Annotated in this window: 15 protein-coding genes; 7 read left to right on the plus strand and 8 right to left on the minus strand. The window is 69.0% G+C overall.

What is annotated here, in order from left to right; genetic code table 11:
- Nucleotides 1–92 precede the first annotated feature (92 nt).
- From ACWTPI_RS04955 to ACWTPI_RS04965, 3 genes are all read right to left on the minus strand, one after another.
- Nucleotides 93–1397: an MFS transporter gene (locus tag ACWTPI_RS04955; protein WP_020204545.1), complete on the minus strand. Its 1305-nt coding sequence runs from the start codon at nt 1395–1397 to the stop codon at nt 93–95.
- A gap of 95 nt (nt 1398–1492) precedes the next feature.
- The gene (locus tag ACWTPI_RS04960; RefSeq protein WP_020204546.1) at nt 1493–1735 is read right to left on the minus strand and encodes a hypothetical protein; all 243 of its coding nucleotides are present in this window, start codon (nt 1733–1735) and stop codon (nt 1493–1495) included.
- Entirely contained in the window at nt 1728–3164 is a 1437-nt protein-coding gene (locus tag ACWTPI_RS04965; protein ID WP_059410737.1) for an aldehyde dehydrogenase family protein, read from the minus strand. Before ACWTPI_RS04965 ends, ACWTPI_RS04960 begins: the two co-directional genes overlap by 8 nt.
- A gap of 236 nt (nt 3165–3400) precedes the next feature.
- Between ACWTPI_RS04965 and ppa the strand changes: the two genes are divergently transcribed.
- Both ppa and ACWTPI_RS04975 read left to right on the plus strand, forming a co-directional pair.
- A complete protein-coding gene (ppa, locus tag ACWTPI_RS04970; RefSeq protein ID WP_017228479.1) occupies nt 3401–3928 on the plus strand; it encodes an inorganic diphosphatase in 528 nt (175 codons plus the stop codon).
- A gap of 166 nt (nt 3929–4094) precedes the next feature.
- Nucleotides 4095–4673, plus strand: a complete 579-nt coding sequence (locus ACWTPI_RS04975; RefSeq protein ID WP_454731080.1) for a cytochrome b — start codon at nt 4095–4097, stop codon at nt 4671–4673.
- 50 nt (nt 4674–4723) lie between these two features.
- Here ACWTPI_RS04975 and ACWTPI_RS04980 read toward each other — a convergent pair whose 3' ends face one another.
- Nucleotides 4724–5998 (minus strand): GNAT family N-acetyltransferase, encoded by a 1275-nt coding sequence (locus ACWTPI_RS04980; protein ID WP_029043932.1) that lies wholly within the window; start codon nt 5996–5998, stop codon nt 4724–4726.
- Nucleotides 5999–6209: 211 nt separating this feature from the next.
- Between ACWTPI_RS04980 and glnK the strand changes: the two genes are divergently transcribed.
- Nucleotides 6210–6548 carry a P-II family nitrogen regulator gene (gene glnK / locus ACWTPI_RS04985; protein WP_006162803.1) on the plus strand — a complete coding sequence of 113 codons (339 nt, stop codon included), beginning with the start codon at nt 6210–6212 and terminating at the stop codon, nt 6546–6548.
- A gap of 436 nt (nt 6549–6984) precedes the next feature.
- Here glnK and ACWTPI_RS04990 read toward each other — a convergent pair whose 3' ends face one another.
- The 3 genes from ACWTPI_RS04990 to trxB form a co-directional block, all read right to left on the minus strand.
- A complete protein-coding gene (locus ACWTPI_RS04990; RefSeq protein ID WP_454731081.1) occupies nt 6985–7626 on the minus strand; it encodes a trimeric intracellular cation channel family protein in 642 nt (213 codons plus the stop codon).
- Between the two features lie 13 nt (nt 7627–7639).
- A complete protein-coding gene (locus ACWTPI_RS04995; protein WP_020200901.1) occupies nt 7640–8323 on the minus strand; it encodes a Smr/MutS family protein in 684 nt (227 codons plus the stop codon).
- A 220-nt stretch (nt 8324–8543) separates the two neighbouring features.
- Nucleotides 8544–9491 carry a thioredoxin-disulfide reductase gene (trxB, locus tag ACWTPI_RS05000; RefSeq protein WP_020200902.1) on the minus strand — a complete coding sequence of 316 codons (948 nt, stop codon included), beginning with the start codon at nt 9489–9491 and terminating at the stop codon, nt 8544–8546.
- Nucleotides 9492–9659: 168 nt separating this feature from the next.
- On the opposite strand from trxB, the gene ACWTPI_RS05005 reads away from it, so the two are divergent.
- From ACWTPI_RS05005 to ACWTPI_RS05020, 4 genes are all read left to right on the plus strand, one after another.
- Nucleotides 9660–11987 carry a DNA translocase FtsK gene (locus tag ACWTPI_RS05005; protein ID WP_020200903.1) on the plus strand — a complete coding sequence of 776 codons (2328 nt, stop codon included), beginning with the start codon at nt 9660–9662 and terminating at the stop codon, nt 11985–11987.
- Nucleotides 11988–12184: 197 nt separating this feature from the next.
- A complete protein-coding gene (gene lolA, locus ACWTPI_RS05010; RefSeq protein WP_020200904.1) occupies nt 12185–12820 on the plus strand; it encodes an outer membrane lipoprotein chaperone LolA in 636 nt (211 codons plus the stop codon).
- Between the two features lie 8 nt (nt 12821–12828).
- Nucleotides 12829–13257 carry a hypothetical protein gene (locus tag ACWTPI_RS05015; RefSeq protein WP_454731082.1) on the plus strand — a complete coding sequence of 143 codons (429 nt, stop codon included), beginning with the start codon at nt 12829–12831 and terminating at the stop codon, nt 13255–13257.
- A gap of 221 nt (nt 13258–13478) precedes the next feature.
- On the plus strand, nt 13479–14525 hold the full coding sequence (locus ACWTPI_RS05020) for a Fe(3+) ABC transporter substrate-binding protein (RefSeq protein ID WP_454731083.1): 1047 nt from the start codon (nt 13479–13481) through the stop codon (nt 14523–14525).
- A 48-nt stretch (nt 14526–14573) separates the two neighbouring features.
- On the opposite strand, the gene ACWTPI_RS05025 is transcribed toward ACWTPI_RS05020, so the two are convergent.
- On the minus strand, nt 14574–15245 hold the full coding sequence (locus tag ACWTPI_RS05025; protein WP_454731084.1) for a hypothetical protein: 672 nt from the start codon (nt 15243–15245) through the stop codon (nt 14574–14576).
- Nucleotides 15246–15273: the final 28 nt, after the last annotated feature.

Below are 15273 nucleotides of genomic sequence, written 5' to 3' on the forward strand. Positions count from 1 at the left end.
CGGCCCTCTCCCCCGGCCCCTCTCCCGCGAGCGGGAGAGGGGAGCACACCGGCGGAAACTGCATTCGCCGGCGGCCCGGTTTTTCCATTTGCCTACTTGTTCACCATCTTCGCCGGCACCGACAAGGTCAGCGCCGCGCCGGCCACCAGGCACGCGGCCAGCAGGTACATGCCCGAATCCGTGCTCTGCGTCAGGTCCTTGAGCCAGCCCACCGCGTAGGGGCTGATGAAGCCGGCCAGGTTGCCCAGCGAATTGATCAGCGCGATGCCGGCGGCCGCGCCGGTGCCGGCGAGGAACGCCGTGGGCAGGCTCCAGAACAGCGGCAGCGTGGTCAGGATGCCGATGGTGCCTAGCGTGAGCCCGAACAGCGCCAGCGCGGTGTTGCCGTGCCAGTGCACCGACAGCAGCAGCCCCGCCGCGCCCACCAGCGCGGGGATGGCGATGTGCCAGCGGCGCTCGCGGTTGCGGTCGGCGCTGTAGGCCACCAGGATCATGCCGATGACCGCGCAGCCGTAGGGGATGGCGGTGAGCAGGCCGATGTCGAGCGTGCTCTTGACGCCGGTCTGCTTGATGATGGTCGGCAGCCAGAAGCTGACGCCGTACAGGCCCATCACGAACGAGAAGTAGATCGCGCTCATCAGCCACACGCGCGGGCTGGTCAGCACCTGCCTCACCGGCGCGTCTTCCTTGTGCATGTCCTCGCTGGCGATGTTGCGCTGGAGCAGCGCCTTCTCGTCCTCGCCGAGCCATTTGGCGTGGGCGATGCGGTCGTCCAGGTAGGCCAGCACGATCAGCCCCACCACCACCGACGGCACGCCTTCGATCAGGAACATCCACTGCCAGCCGGACCAGCCGTTGTGGCCGTCGAAGGACTGCATCACCCAGCCCGAGAGCGGGCCGCCGATCACGCCCGAGAGCGCGATGGCGGTCATGAAGAAGGTGGTGGTGCGCCCGCGCCGGTGCGCCGGGTACCAGTAGGTCAGGTAGAGGATGATGCCGGGGAAGAAGCCGGCCTCGGCGATGCCGAGCAGGAAGCGCAGCACGTAGAACATGGTCGGCGTGGTGACGAACATCATCGCCGCCGAGATCAGGCCCCAGGTGATCATGATGCGCGCGATCCAGATGCGCGCGCCCACCTTGTGCAGGATCACGTTGCTCGGCACCTCGAACAGGAAGTAGCCGATGAAGAAGATGCCCGCGCCCAGCCCGTAGATGGTCTCGCTGAACTTGAGGTCGCTGAGCATCTGCAGCTTGGCGAAGCCGACGTTGACGCGGTCCAGGTAGGCCACCACGTAGCACAGCAGCAGGAAAGGCACGAGGCGCCAGCTCACCTTGCGGTAGGTGGCGTCCTCGAAGGCGGTGCCGGAGGCACCGGGGTGTACTGCGGTCGTAGTCATGCTGTCTCCTCTGGGATTTGCTCTCTCTGGTTGCACGATACCGCTGGATGTGGCGCCGCTCGGCGCGGCGCCGGGAAACTGTTCCGTGTCTTCTCCTAGTGGGCGAACGGGCCGCGCCCGCGCAGCGCGTTGGCCGTCATCATCAGCGCCAGCAGGAAGGGCAGCGCCACGTAGAGGCACCAGTGCACGCGGTCGCCCACGGCCTCGCCCCACTTGCGCTTGAAGACCTGCAGGCGCGGCATGCCGGAGGGATTGGTGGCGCGCTTGTTTCTGACGTGCCACGCCATCCAGAAAAAGAAGATGGCGAAGGCGACCGACAGGAAATTGATATTACCCATGTTGTATGGCGATGGTTTTCAGTGTGGTGAATCCGTACAGGGCCTCGAAGCCCTTCTCGCGGCCGTGGCCCGACTGGCCGGTGCCGCCGAACGGCAGCTCGACGCCGCCGCCGGCGCCGTAGTTGTTGATGAAGACCTGGCCCGCGCGCAGCTTGCGCGCGAGGCGCAGCTGGCGCGCGCCGTCGCGCGTCCAGATGCCGGCCACCAGCCCGTAGGGCGTGCCGTTGGCCAGCGCGACGGCCTCGGCCTCGGTGTCGAACGGCGTGGCGGCCAGCAGCGGGCCGAACACCTCTTCCTGCGCCAGCCGGTGCGAGGGCGGCACGTCGCGGAACAGCATCGGCACCTGGTAGTAGCCGGCCTCGGGCGCCTCGGCCACGATCTGGCCCTGCGCCATCGCGACGATGCCGGCGTGCTGCGCGTCGGAGACGAAGTCCCACACGCGCTGCTGCTGCTTGCGGCTGATCAGCGGGCCGCATTCCAGGTCGAGCCCGGACGGCCCCACGCGCAGCGCTTCGAACACCGTGGCCAGGCGGTCCAGCACGGTGTCGTAGAGCGCGCGCTCGACCAGCACGCGGCTGCCGGCCGAGCAGGTCTGGCCGGCGTTCTGCACGATGCCGTTGACGATGACCGGCACCAGCGCGTCGAGGTCGGCGTCGGCGAACACGACCTGGGGCGATTTGCCGCCCAGCTCCAGCGTCACCGGCACATGGTTCTCGGCCGCCATCTGCGCGACCTGCCTGCCGGTCTGGGGCGACCCCGTGAACGAGATGTGGTTGATGCCGGGGTGGCGCGCCAGCGCGGCGCCGGCCTCGTGGCCGTAGCCGGTGACGATGTTGAGCGCGCCTTCGGGCAGGCCGGCCCCGGCGGCCAGCTCGGCCACGCGCAGCAGCGACAGGCAGGCGTCCTCGGCCGGCTTGACCACGCAGGCGTTGCCGGCGGCCAGCGCCGCGCCCACGCTGCGCCCGAAGATCTGCAGCGGGTAGTTCCACGGGATGATGTGGCCGGTCACGCCGTGCGGCTCGCGCACCGTCAGCACGGTGTAGCCGGGCTGGTAGGGGATGGTCTGGCCGTGCAGCTTGTCGGCCGCGCCGGCGTAGAACTCGAAGTAGCGCGCCACCGCGCGCGCGTCGGCGGCGGCCTGGCGCAGCGGCTTGCCGGTGTCGCGCGCTTCCAGCGCGGCGAGTTCGGCCTCGTGCTCGATCAGCACCAGCGCCACGCGGTTGAGCAGGCGCGCGCGCTCGGCCGGCGCCATCGCGCCCCAGGCGCCTTCGGCGGCCTGGCGGGCGGCGTGGACGGCCACGTTGATGTCGACGGCGTTGCCGCGCGCGATCTCGGCGAAGGGCTCGCCGCTGGAGGGGTCGAAGACCTTGATGCGCATGCCGGAATCCGGCGCGATCAGGCGGTTGGCAACGAAATGCTGGGCATGCATTGATGGGGCTCCGGCTGGATGCGACCGTCGCCGTGCGGCTGGCGGTGCGCCTGTCGATGCGTGGTTCGGACAATTCAGCATTATCACCCAGCGCGCGCGGCCCGCAAGGCACGCGGCCCGGGCCGGCCGCCATGCGGTCCCGAAGGCGGTCCCCGGCCGGCAATCGTCAGGGCCGGGTCAGCTTCGAACCGCTATAATGCCCGCCATCCACAAACACAGGCATCTGGAGAACTCGCATGAGCTTCAACCTCGTCTCCCCGGGCAAGGACATCCCCAACGATTTCAACGTCATCATCGAGATCTCGGCCCAGAGCGATCCGGTGAAGTACGAAGCCGACAAGGAAACCGGCCTGCTCTTCGTCGACCGCTTCATCGGCACCGGCATGCGCTATCCGGCCAACTACGGCTTCATTCCCCAGACCCTGTCGGGCGACGGCGACCCCGTCGACGTGCTGGTGCTGTCGCCGTTCCCGATCCTGGCCGGCGCGGTGGTGCGCTGCCGCGCGCTGGGCATGCTGAAGATGACCGACGAATCCGGCGTGGATGCCAAGCTGGTGGCCGTGCCCCTGGACAAGCTGTCGCCGGCCACCGCCTTCATGAAGGGCCTGTCGGACGTGCCGCAGAACCTGCTGGACCAGATCAAGCACTTCTTCGAGAACTACAAGGCGCTCGAAGCCGGCAAGTGGGTCAAGGTCGAAGGCTGGGCCGGCATCGAGGAAGCCCACAAGGAAATCACCGACGGCGTGGCGAACTACAAGAAGTAAGCCGAACCCGCCTGTCGCCGGCGGCGCGCCCCCCGAAGCGGGGCGCGCCGCCGGACCCCGACCCGCCACGGCGGGTTTTTTGTTGCCGCCGGATTGACCGAGACCAATGCCGGCGCCGCCGCGCGGGGTTAAGCTCCAGGCACATAGCACAAGGAGCCTCATCCCCATGAGCGCGATCTCCCCCGCGTATTCGTTCGACCGGCGCTATTCGGGCGCGGCCGTGTTTTTCCACTGGGCGGTGTTCCTGCTGGTCGCGGTGGCCTACGCGGCGATCGAGCTCAAGGGGTTCACCGCGCGCGGCAGCGCGGCCCGCGTGGCCGCCATGACGGCGCACGAATGGGCCGGCATGCTGGTGCTGGCGCTGGCCGTCCCGCGCCTGCTGTGGCGGCTGCTGGGCGGCGCGCCGGCGCCCGAGCCCGGCCCGCGCTGGATGCGGCTGGCCGGCGCCGCCGTGCACGTGGCGCTGTACCTGTTCATCCTGGCGCAGCCGCTGCTGGGCCTGCTCACCGTCAACGCGGCCGGCCACCTGCTGGCGCTGCCGGTGCCGGGCCTGGAAGTGCCGGCGCTGGTCGCCCCGGACCCGGCCCTCAAGGACACGCTCAAGTCCATCCACGAAATCCTGGGCACGGCGTTCTATACGGTGATCGGGCTGCACGCGCTGGCGGCGCTGTTCCATCACTACATGCTCGGCGACGATACCCTGCGCAGCATGTGGCGGCGCCGGCGCAGCCGCATGGCCGGCTAGGCTTCGGCAGTCGGCCGGTTCCGGTTGGTTCTGTGGCTGGTCCCGGCCGGTTAGGCGCCGCCGTTGCCGGCGGTGCGCGCGAACGGCGTGCGGTCGTTGAGCTCGTCGAGGTAGGCGTCGATGCCCTGGCGCTCGCGCTCCAGGAAGCGCTCCACCGCGTCGGCGAAGTCCGGATGCGCCAGCCAGTGGGCCGAGCGCGTCGCCACCGGCAGGAAGCCGCGCGCCATCTTGTGCTCGCCCTGGGCGCCGCCCTCGAAGGTGCGGATGCCCTCGGCGATGCAGAATGCCAGCGGCTGGTAGTAGGCGGTCTCGAAATGCAGGCAGGGATGGTGTTCCAGCGCGCCCCAGTAGCGCCCGAACAGCGTGCTGCGGGCCGGGTCGGCGTCGTACACCACCAGCGAGGCGGCGATCGGCCTGCCTTCGCGCTCGGCCACCACCAGCAGCAGGTTTTCGGGCATCGCCGCGCCGATGCGCAGGAAGAAGTCCAGGTTCAGGTAGGGCGTGGAGTGATGTTCGCGGTAGGTCTGGCGGTAGCAGCGGTGGAAGAAGCGCCACGCTTCCTCGTCGATCTGCGGCCCGCGCAACTGGCGAAAGCCGATGCCCGCCTCCGCCACCCGGCGCCGCTCGGCGCGGATGTTCTTGCGCTTTTTCTGCGACAGCGTGGCCAGGAAGGCCTCGAAGCTCTCGTAGCCGGGGTTGGTCCAGTGGAACTGCACGCCGTGCCGCATCAGCAGGCCGGCGTCGTCCATCAGCGCGGCTTCGTGCTCGTCCGGGAACAATATGTGCAGCGAGGACAACCCGCTCTGCCCGGCCACCGCCAGCGCCGCCCGCAGCAGCAGCCGGCGCTCGTCCTCGCCGCGCGCCAGCAGGCGCGCGCCCTGCACCGGGGTGAACGGGATCGCGCACAGCAGCTTGGGGTAGTAGGGCAGGTGGTGCTGGGCGTAGGCGTCGGCCCAGGCCCAGTCGAACACGTATTCCCCGTAGGAATGTGACTTGGCGTACAGCGGCATGGCCGCGGCGAGGCGGTCGTCGCCGTCCTCGCGCGCCCACAGGGTCAGGTAGCGCGGGCTCCAGCCGGTGTCGTCGCAGGCGCTGCCGCTGGCGTGCAGGGCGTGCAGGAAGGCGTGGCGCAGGAACGGCGTGGCGCCGGGCTGGGCGTCCACCAGGGCATCCCAGCGGTCCGCCGGGATCTCCGACAGATCCGAAACGATCTGCGTGCGATAATCCCCCGTCCGCCCGGGTTTCTGTCCGTCTTGTGCCGAAGCCGCCCCTGGCGCGTTTTCGGCGGGACGGTCCGGACCGGGCTTGCAAGATTCCGACTGCATTGCGCTTGATTCACTCACCGTTGGCTGCCGGCCGAGTCTACCGGAAACGCCGCGGTGCTGCAGCGCGGCAGACCGGGCTGGCCGCTGCCTGGCGAGGCGCCGGCGAGGGTCCGGCGGAAACCGGGTTTGCCGCGGTGCGGCAACCCACATCCCGCCGCCATGCCGCAGGGCTAGAATCTTTCACCAACCAATGAGAAGACAAGGGGCCGACATGAAGCAGATTACCGCCATCATCAAACCGTTCAAGCTGGACGAAGTGCGCGAGGCGCTGGCAGATGTGGGCGTCACCGGGCTGACGGTGACAGAGGTGAAGGGCTTTGGCCGCCAGAAGGGGCATACCGAGCTCTACCGCGGCGCCGAGTACGTGGTCGATTTCCTGCCCAAGATCAAGATCGAGGTGGTGGTGGCCGAGAACCAGCTCGACACCGTGCTGGACGCCATCGTCAAGGCCGCCCACACCGGCAAGATCGGCGACGGGAAGATTTTCGTGACCGAGATCGAGAGGGTGATTCGGATTCGGACCGGGGAGCAGGATGAGGCGGCGGTTTGAGAGGGAGTGAGTTGGGTTGGGCGGCTTTTGGTTTTTGCGCTTCGGCTTCAAAGTCAAAGGCTTTCGCTCCCCCGGAGCGACCTGCTTTCTTTTCCCCGAAAAGAAAGTAGGCAAAGAAAGCGGGCTGCCTGGCCGGCAGGGGCAGAAACGTTGGGATTGCTTAGGTTGCTGGTTTCGTCGTGGGGTTCGTGGTTCTGCTGGCATCCTGCCGTTACCGGTGCGAGCAGCCACGATCTGGCTGGCGGTATGGGTTTCGCGGCCAGACCTATGATGGCGGGCGCACTGCCTGTTCGGGCATCTGCCGTTGCCTGTTTTGACCGTCACGACATGGCGCCCTCGTGGTTTCGTGGTGGGCGTGGTGGGCGTGGTGGGCGTGGTGGACCGGTGCGCTGGTGTCGGCGGTTCAAGTACGGCCGGCACGGCTCGATGCTGACGCCTAGCTTGGCAGCTTCCAGCCGAAGCGGACCGACAGCAGGCGCGCGGCGGTGATGGTGATCGCGCCTGCCAGCAGGGCCACTTCCTGGTCGGCGCGCAGCCAGGTCAGGCCGATATAGACCCAGCAGCCCACGAACGCGCAGGTGGCGTAGGGCGAGCGGTCGCGCAGGATCATCGGCACTTCGTTGCACAGCACGTCGCGCACCACGCCGCCGAACACCGACGAGATGATGCCCATCATGACCGCCACGGTCGGCGTCATCTGCGCCACCAGCGCCAGCGAGGTGCCGGTGACGGAGAACAGTCCCAGGCCGACCGCGTCGGCGGCGATCATGGCGCGTTCCGACGCCACCCGGCTGACCACCCGCAGCACCAGCGAGGCGCCCAGCGACAGCAGGAAGATCAGGATCACGTAGCCTTCGTGGTCGACCCAGTAGAAGGGCCGGCGGTCGAGCAGCACGTCGCGCACGGTGCCGCCGCCGAAGGCCGTGACGAAGGCCACCACGAAGGTGCCCACGGCATCGAAGCGCTGCTTGCGCGCGTCGACCACGCCGGAGATGGCGAAGGCCAGCACGCCCGTGACTTCCATCACATGCAGGATCAGGGGCAGCCGCCCCATCAGGAGATCGAGCGGCAGGTGCATCGCGCCCGCGCGCTCAGGCGTGCGGCTGGCGCAGCAGCACCATCAGCGCGCCGGCGCCGCCTTCGGCGCCGCGCGCCTGCACGAAGGCCAGCACTTCTTCCTTTTGCACCAGCCAGCTGCGCACCTTGCCCTTGAGCACGGGCGTCTTGTCGGGCGAGCCGTTGCCCTTGCCGTGGATCACGCGCACGCAGCGCACGCCGCGCTTGACCGAGCGCCGCACGAACTCGGCCAGCGCCTCGCGCGCTTCGTCGCTGCGCAGGCCGTGCAGGTCGATCTTGTCCTGCGGCACCCATTCGCCGCGGCGCAGCTTCTTGACCACGTCGATGCCGATGCCGGGGCGGCGGAACGACAGCGTCTCGTCGGTATCGAGCAGGTTCTCGACGTCGAATTCGTCGGACAGCGAGGCGGCCAGCACGGCCTGGTCGTCGAGCCGGGTCTGCACCGGCACCGGTGCGGGATGCTTCGGCGCGGGCGCCACGCGGTTGCGGTCGCGCAGGGTGTTGACGTTGCCGACGCTGCTGCGGAACACGTCGGCTTCCTCGCGCGCGCGTTGCGCCGCCGCCTCGGCCTCGCGGCGCTCGGCTTCGCGCTGTTCGGTCTGCGCTTTCAGCGTGCTGCGCAGGCCGGACAGGTCATCCAGGCCGAAGCGCCTGGTCGGCTTGGGCTGGCTGGCGGGTTTCTTGGCGCCGTGCGGCATGGGGTCTCTCCGGGAAGGCTCGGTCTGGTCTCGGGAGATTATAGGGGAGGGCGGTGGGCGCAAGAAGGGTGCCGGATGTGCAGCGGATGTGCGCCGGCGCCCCAGGTGGCCGGCAAGGCCGGCTTGCCGCTTGTGTTCTCCCCTCTCCCACTTGCGTGGGAGAGGGGAGGCGGGATGCTCGAAGGCAACCCGCCGCCCTTTGCCGCGCGGCTGGCGCCGCTTACTGCAGCGCTTCCACGTAGCGCTGCGCGTCGAGCGCGGCCATGCAGCCGGTGCCGGCGCTGGTGATGGCCTGGCGGTAGATGTGGTCCTGCACGTCGCCGGCGGCGAACACGCCCGGGATGCTGGTGGCGGTGGCGTCGCCGGCCAGGCCGCTCTTGGTGACGATGTAGCCGTTGTGCATCTCGAGCTGGCCTTCGAACAGCTCGGTGTTGGGCTTGTGGCCGATGGCCACGAACACGCCGGCCAGCTTCACTTCCTCGACCGCGTTGGTCTGGGTGTTGCGCACCTTGATGCCGGTCACGCCGGAGTCGTCGCCGACCACTTCGTCGAGCACCGCGTTCCAGCGGATCTCGACGCGGCCTTCCTTCTCGCGCTGGAGCAGGCGGTCGACCAGGATCGGCTCGGCGCGGAACTTGTCGCGGCGGTGGAGCACCGTGACCTTGCTGGCGATGTGCGACAGGTACAGCGCTTCTTCCACGGCGGTGTTGCCGCCGCCGATCACCGCGACTTCCTGGTTCTTGTAGAAGAAGCCGTCGCAGGTGGCGCAGGCCGACACGCCGCGGCCCATGAAGCCTTCTTCCGAGGGCAGGCCCAGGTACTGGGCCGAGGCGCCGGTGGCGATGATGAGCGCGTCGCAGGTGTACTCGCCGGCGTCGCCGACCAGGCGGATCGGGCGCTCGGTCAGCTTCGCGGTGTGGATGTGATCGAAGATGATTTCGGTGTTGAAGCGCTCGGCATGCTCCAGGAAACGCTGCATCAGTTCGGGGCCTTGCACGCCGTTGGCATCGGCGGGCCAGTTTTCCACGTCGGTGGTGGTCATCAGCTGGCCGCCCTGGGCCAGGCCGGTGATCAGCACGGGCTGCAGGTTGGCGCGCGCCGCGTAGACGGCGGCGGTGTAGCCGGCGGGGCCGGAACCGAGAATCAGCACTTTTGCGTGTTTGGCCATGATGCGTTCCTGTGGCCGGTGCGGCATGCTGCGCACCGGCGTGAATCGAAACCAGCATTATAAGTGGACCGGCGTTTGCTCACTGTTGCAAATTCCAATGGGAGCGATAGCCCCGGGCAAGGTTAAAATGGCCGGCACCGCAATCCCAGACGGCAACCCAGACCAGGCATGGCCCGAGCTACCACCACCACCCGTACCGATCCCTCCGCGCTGCCTTCGCGCATCGGCAAGCTGCTCGGCGAGGTGCGCTGGTTCCTGATGCTGGCCGTCACGCTGGCCTTCGTCTGCATCCTGGCCAGCTACAGCAAGGCCGACCCGGGCTGGTCGCACGCCAACCAGGTGGCCGACATCCACAACCTGGGCGGCCGCGTCGGCGCCTGGCTGGCCGACGTGCTGTTCTTCATCTTCGGCTTTTCCGCCTACTGGTGGGCGGTGCTGCTGGTGCGGCGCTGCTGGCGCGGCTGGCGCGCGCTGAGCGCCGAGCTGCCCGAGCGCACCGCCGAGGCGCGCCAGGGGCTGGTGGTGAGCTGGATCGGCTTCGCGCTGTCGCTGACCGCCAGCATGGGGCTGGAGGCGATCCGCATGTACCCGCTGCGCTCGGCGCTGCCGCGCGCGCCCGGCGGCGTGCTGGGCGACCTGCTGGGCGGCTGGATGCAGATGGCGCTGGGCTTCACCGGCGCCACGCTGCTGCTGCTGCTGCTGCTGGCCATCGGGCTGTCGCTGTTCTTCCATTTCTCGTGGCTGTCGGTGGCCGAGCACGTCGGCGGTTTCGTCGAGAACCTGTTCCTCGGCTTCAAGGCGCGCCGCGAAAGCAAGCAGGACCGCATCATCGGCGAGGCCGCCAAGGTCGAGCGCACCGAGACCGTGGAGGTGCAGCGGGTCAAGATCGAGGAAGCGACGCCGGTGCAGATCGTGCGCCCGCAGGCCGTGCCCAAGCACGAGCGCGTGGAGCGCGAGAAGCAGCAGCCGCTGTTCGCCGACATCCAGGACTCCGACCTGCCGCCGCTGGCGCTGCTCGACCCGATCCCGGCGCACCAGGAAACCGTGAGCGCGGAAACGCTGGAATTCACCTCGCGCCTGATCGAGAAGAAGCTCAAGGACTTCGGCGTCGAGGTCAAGGTGGTGGCGGCCTATCCGGGCCCGGTCATCACCCGCTACGAGATCGAGCCGGCCACCGGCGTCAAGGGCAGCCAGGTGGTCAACCTGGCGCGCGACCTGGCGCGCTCGCTGTCGCTGGTGTCGATCCGCGTGGTCGAGACCATTCCCGGCAAGAACTACATGGGGCTGGAGCTGCCCAATCCCAAGCGCCAGACCGTGCGCCTGTCCGAGATCCTCGGCTCGCAGGTCTACAACGAAAGCGCGTCGATGCTGACGATGGCGCTCGGCAAGGACATCGCCGGCAAGCCGATGGTGGCCGACCTGGCCAAGATGCCGCACTGCATGGTGGCCGGCACCACCGGCTCGGGCAAGTCGGTCGGCATCAACGCCATGATCCTGTCGCTGCTGTACAAGGCCGGCGCCGAGTCGGTGCGGCTGATCCTGATCGACCCCAAGATGCTCGAAATGAGCGTCTACGAAGGCATCCCGCACCTGCTGTGCCCGGTCGTCACCGACATGCGCCAGGCCGGCAACGCGCTGAACTGGTCGGTCGGCGAGATGGAGCGGCGCTACAAGCTGATGAGCAAGCTCGGCGTGCGCAACCTGGCCGGCTACAACAAGAAGATCGACGAAGCCGCCGCGCGCGAGGAAAAGATCCCCAACCCGTTCAGCCTGACCCCGGACGCGCCCGAGCCGCTCGACAAGCTGCCGGTCATCGTCATCGTCATCGACGAGCTGGCCGACCTGATGATGGTGGTGGGCAAGAAGGTGGAAGAGCTGATCGCGCGCATCGCGCAGAAGGCGCGCGCCGCCGGCATCCACCTGGTGCTGGCCACGCAGCGCCCGTCGGTCGACGTCATCACCGGCCTCATCAAGGCCAACGTGCCGACCCGCATCGCCTTCCAGGTCAGCAGCAAGATCGACTCGCGCACCATCCTCGACCAGCAGGGCGCCGAGGCGCTGCTCGGCATGGGCGACATGCTGTACCTCGCGCCCGGCACCGGGCTGCCGATCCGCGTGCACGGCGCCTTCGTCTCCGACGAGGAAGTCCACCGCGTGGTGCAGAAGCTCAAGGAAGGCGGCGAGGCCAACTACATCGAGGGCATCCTCGAGGGCGGGCTGGCCGAGGGCGAGACCGGCACCGACGGCCTGGGCGGCGGCGCCGGCATCGGCGGTGGCGGCGGCGAAGCCGACCCGCTCTACGACCAGGCCGTCGAGGTGGTGCTCAAGAACCGCCGCGCCTCGATCTCGCTGGTGCAGCGCCACCTGCGCATCGGCTACAACCGTGCCGCGCGGCTGCTCGAGGACATGGAAAAGTCCGGGCTGGTCTCGGCCATGTCGGGCAACGGCAACCGCGACATCCTGGCCCAGCCGGGCGCCGCGCGCGAGGACGAATGAGAGGCGCCGGCAAGATGACCCCGGCGCCGTTGCGCGGCTGATATGCGCGGCTGACGTGCACGAGTAACATGCGGTTACGCGCGATGCACCCGGTTGCGGAATCCGCCGGGCGCGCGCCGCTCTAACCGGACATGCGGCGCCGCGCGCGTGCATCGCGGCACGGCGCGGCGGCCTCTCCATCCAGCAAGGAAAACTACATGCGAAACCGCTTTCTCGTGTCGGCATGCGCCGCCCTGGCCATGTCGCTGGCGGCGCCGGCGGTCATGGCGGCCGGCGTGGACCAGCTCCAGACCTTCGTCGCCAGCGTCAAGAGCGCGCGCGGCGAGTTCACCCAGCGCCAGGTCAAGGGGCAGGGCGACAGCCTCAAGGTCACCGGCACCTCCAGCGGCACCTTTGCCTTCGCGCGCCCGGGCAAGTTCACCTGGCGCTACGTCAAGCCCTACGACCAGTTGCTGCAGGCCGACGGCCAGACCCTCTACATCTACGACAAGGACCTCAACCAGGTCACCGAGCGCAAGCTCGACGGCGCGCTCGGCTCCAGCCCGGCGGCGATCCTGTTCGGCAGCAATGACCTCGAGAAGAACTTCGTGGTGAAGAACGGCCCGGCGCGCGACGGCGTGGAATGGATCGAGCTGACGCCCAAGGCCAAGGACACGCAGTTCGAGCGCATCGGCATCGGCTTCAAGAGCGGCAACCTGGAAGCGATGGAGCTGCGCGACGCGTTCGGCAACACCACGCTGCTGACCTTCAGCGCCATGCAGAAGAACCCGGCGCTGCCCGCCGACACCTTCCGGTTCACGGTGCCGAAGGGCGCCGACGTGATGAAGCAATGAGGCCGCCCATGACCGCACTTTTCCCGCCGCGCCGCGCCGGTGCCCTCGTTGCCCGCACTGTCCTCGCCGCTCTCGCGGCGGCCACGCTGCTCGCGGCCTGCGCCGGCAGCGGCGGCGCCAGCCGGCATTTCGACGTGGACGCCTTCCTGCGCGCCTCCGACACGGCCCTGCCCGAAGTGCTGGCCAACCCGGACTTCCTCTCCGCCACGCAGGCGCCCGCCAGCGACTGCGCGGTGCTGCTGCAGTCGGTCAGCAGCGGCGTGCTGGAAGGCCTGCCGCCTACCGGCAGCGGGCGCGGCCCGGCCTGGCTGCTGCATCCGGCCGGTACGCCGGACAAGGTGTGGCTGGTGGTGAGCAAGCCCGGCGGCGAGCGCACCTGCCACGGGCCGCTGCCGGCCGACGCGATGAAGGTCCTGGCGGAGCGCGCCGGCGCCTGACGCGGCGCGCATGGAAGAAGGGCGCGAAAGGCCGCGGACCCGGCGCGGCCCGCGCTCCGCCGGCAGCGCGGGCCGGGCGCTCCGGCATTGCCGCGGGCCAACATGACAGCGTTGTCACTTGACCTCGAAAATAGGAATGATTATTGTTTCTTGCTCGTCTTGCCGAAGGTGCCGGCACGGCATCTCCAGGGCGGAGCAGAACAATCATCGAGGGGAGAGTCATGATCGCATTCCGTCACTTGCTGCCGCGCGCCGCCGCGCTCGCGGTGCTCACCATGCTCGCCGCGCTGCCGCTCGCCGCGGGCGCCCAGGAAAAGGTGCTGAACCTCTACACGGCGCGCCATTACCAGACCGACGAGGCGCTCTACGCCAACTTCACCCGGCAGACCGGCATCAAGATCAACCGCATCGAGGGCCAGGAAGACCCGCTGCTCGAGCGCATCAAGAGCGAGGGCGCCAACAGCCCCGCCGACGTGTTCATCACCGTCGACATCGGCCGCCTGTGGCGCGCCCAGCAGGCGGGCGTGTTCGCGCCGCTCAGGTCGGGCGTGCTGGAGGCGCGCATTCCCGCCAACTACCGCGATCCCGGCGGCGACTGGTTCGGCTTCTCGGCGCGGGCCCGCGTGATCGCCTACAACAAGGACGCGGTCAAGCCCGGCGACATCCGGGACTATGAAGACCTGGCCGATCCCAGATGGAAAGGCAAGCTGTGCATCCGCTCCAGCGGCCACGTCTACAACCTGTCGCTGATGTCCAGCCTGATCGCCCATGACGGCGAGGCCAGGACGGAGCAGTGGGCGCGCGGCGTGGTGGCCAACCTGGCGCGCGCGCCCAAGGGCGGCGACACCGACCAGCTCAAGGCGGTGGCCGCCGGCGAGTGCGATCTCGCGGTCGCCAACACCTACTACATCGCCCGCATCCTGAAATCGGCCAGGCCCGAGGACAAGGCCGTGGCCGACAAGCTCGGCGTGCTGTGGCCTAACCAGGCCAGCCAGGGCGTGCACATGAACATCTCCGGCGGCGGCATGCTCAAGCACGCGCCCAACAAGGAGTCCGCGCGCGCCTTCCTCGAATACCTGGCGAGCGACGAGGCGCAGCGCTATTTTGCCGACGGCAACAATGAATGGCCGGTGGTGCCCGGCGTGAAGGTCAACAACCCGGCGCTCGAGGCGCTGGGCAGCTTCAAGGCGGACAAGATCAACGTCGCGGAACTGGGCAAGCACCAGCCGCAGGCGCAGAAGCTGGCGGACAAGGCCGGCTACAAATAAGCCCGGCGCGGCGCCGCCGGACGGGCATGGCGGCGCGCGCCGCCATGTTCACGGCACGGCCTTCGGCTTCGGCCGCGGCACGGCGGCCGCCTCCTTGTTTTCCTCCCCGTTTTCCACGCGCCGGAAGCGCAGCTTCGCGCCGCGCTCCTTGTGCCGCTCGAAGGCCAGCTTCAGCTGCTCGCGCCGCCGCACGCGCGTGTGGCCCACGGTGCCGTCCGCGTAAGGCAGCTTGGCGATCACCGTGCCCGCGGTCTGGCGCGCCAGCAGCACGTCCAGCGCCTGCCGCGCGCGCACCTGGGCATGCAGCAGCGCGTCGCCCGGGTTGGCGCGGGAGCGCTCCAGGTCGTAGGGCAGCATGACCGGGCCGGCCAGCTGGCGCAGCGCCGCGCGGATGTGCGGGCTGTCCAGCCCGGACTCGTGCAGGATCCAGGCGGCGTCATGGCGCAGCCACGGATCGGGGTCGCTGAGCTTGCGCAGCAGCGCGAGCGTGATGTCGGCCTGCCGGTAGCCGTGCGCGCGCCTCACCGCGTTGAGCGCGATGCGCCTGACATGGGCGTTCTCGTGGTCGAACAGGTCCGCCACGAGGCGCTCGACCATGCCGGGCTTGTCGAGTTGTTCCGCCAACTGGCCCGCCAGGGCGATCTCATCGACCGGGCTGATCCGCTCCTGGCGGGGCAGGCGGCCCAGCTTGAACACGAGCATGCGGTAACGAAGCTGCATAACACTCCCTGAAGACGCTGCGAACAAG

Source organism: Cupriavidus ulmosensis (assembly GCF_977008105.1).

Bases quoted from the DNA above. Each gene is read 5' to 3' on its own strand.
- ACWTPI_RS05020 (WP_454731083.1), top strand. From the start codon at position 13,479: ATGATCGCATTCCGTCACTTGCTGCCGCGCGCCGCCGCGCTCGCGGTG.
- ACWTPI_RS04980 (WP_029043932.1), bottom strand. From the start codon at position 5,998: ATGCAGTCGGAATCTTGCAAGCCCGGTCCGGACCGTCCCGCCGAAAAC.
- ACWTPI_RS04995 (WP_020200901.1), bottom strand. From the start codon at position 8,323: ATGCCGCACGGCGCCAAGAAACCCGCCAGCCAGCCCAAGCCGACCAGG.
- trxB (WP_020200902.1), bottom strand. From the start codon at position 9,491: ATGGCCAAACACGCAAAAGTGCTGATTCTCGGTTCCGGCCCCGCCGGC.
- ACWTPI_RS05015 (WP_454731082.1), top strand. From the start codon at position 12,829: ATGACCGCACTTTTCCCGCCGCGCCGCGCCGGTGCCCTCGTTGCCCGC.
- ACWTPI_RS04960 (WP_020204546.1), bottom strand. From the start codon at position 1,735: ATGGGTAATATCAATTTCCTGTCGGTCGCCTTCGCCATCTTCTTTTTC.
- ACWTPI_RS04975 (WP_454731080.1), top strand. From the start codon at position 4,095: ATGAGCGCGATCTCCCCCGCGTATTCGTTCGACCGGCGCTATTCGGGC.
- ACWTPI_RS04990 (WP_454731081.1), bottom strand. From the start codon at position 7,626: ATGCACCTGCCGCTCGATCTCCTGATGGGGCGGCTGCCCCTGATCCTG.
- ACWTPI_RS04965 (WP_059410737.1), bottom strand. From the start codon at position 3,164: ATGCATGCCCAGCATTTCGTTGCCAACCGCCTGATCGCGCCGGATTCC.
- ppa (WP_017228479.1), top strand. From the start codon at position 3,401: ATGAGCTTCAACCTCGTCTCCCCGGGCAAGGACATCCCCAACGATTTC.
- ACWTPI_RS05005 (WP_020200903.1), top strand. From the start codon at position 9,660: ATGGCCCGAGCTACCACCACCACCCGTACCGATCCCTCCGCGCTGCCT.
- lolA (WP_020200904.1), top strand. From the start codon at position 12,185: ATGCGAAACCGCTTTCTCGTGTCGGCATGCGCCGCCCTGGCCATGTCG.
- ACWTPI_RS04955 (WP_020204545.1), bottom strand. From the start codon at position 1,397: ATGACTACGACCGCAGTACACCCCGGTGCCTCCGGCACCGCCTTCGAG.
- ACWTPI_RS05025 (WP_454731084.1), bottom strand. From the start codon at position 15,245: ATGCAGCTTCGTTACCGCATGCTCGTGTTCAAGCTGGGCCGCCTGCCC.
- glnK (WP_006162803.1), top strand. From the start codon at position 6,210: ATGAAGCAGATTACCGCCATCATCAAACCGTTCAAGCTGGACGAAGTG.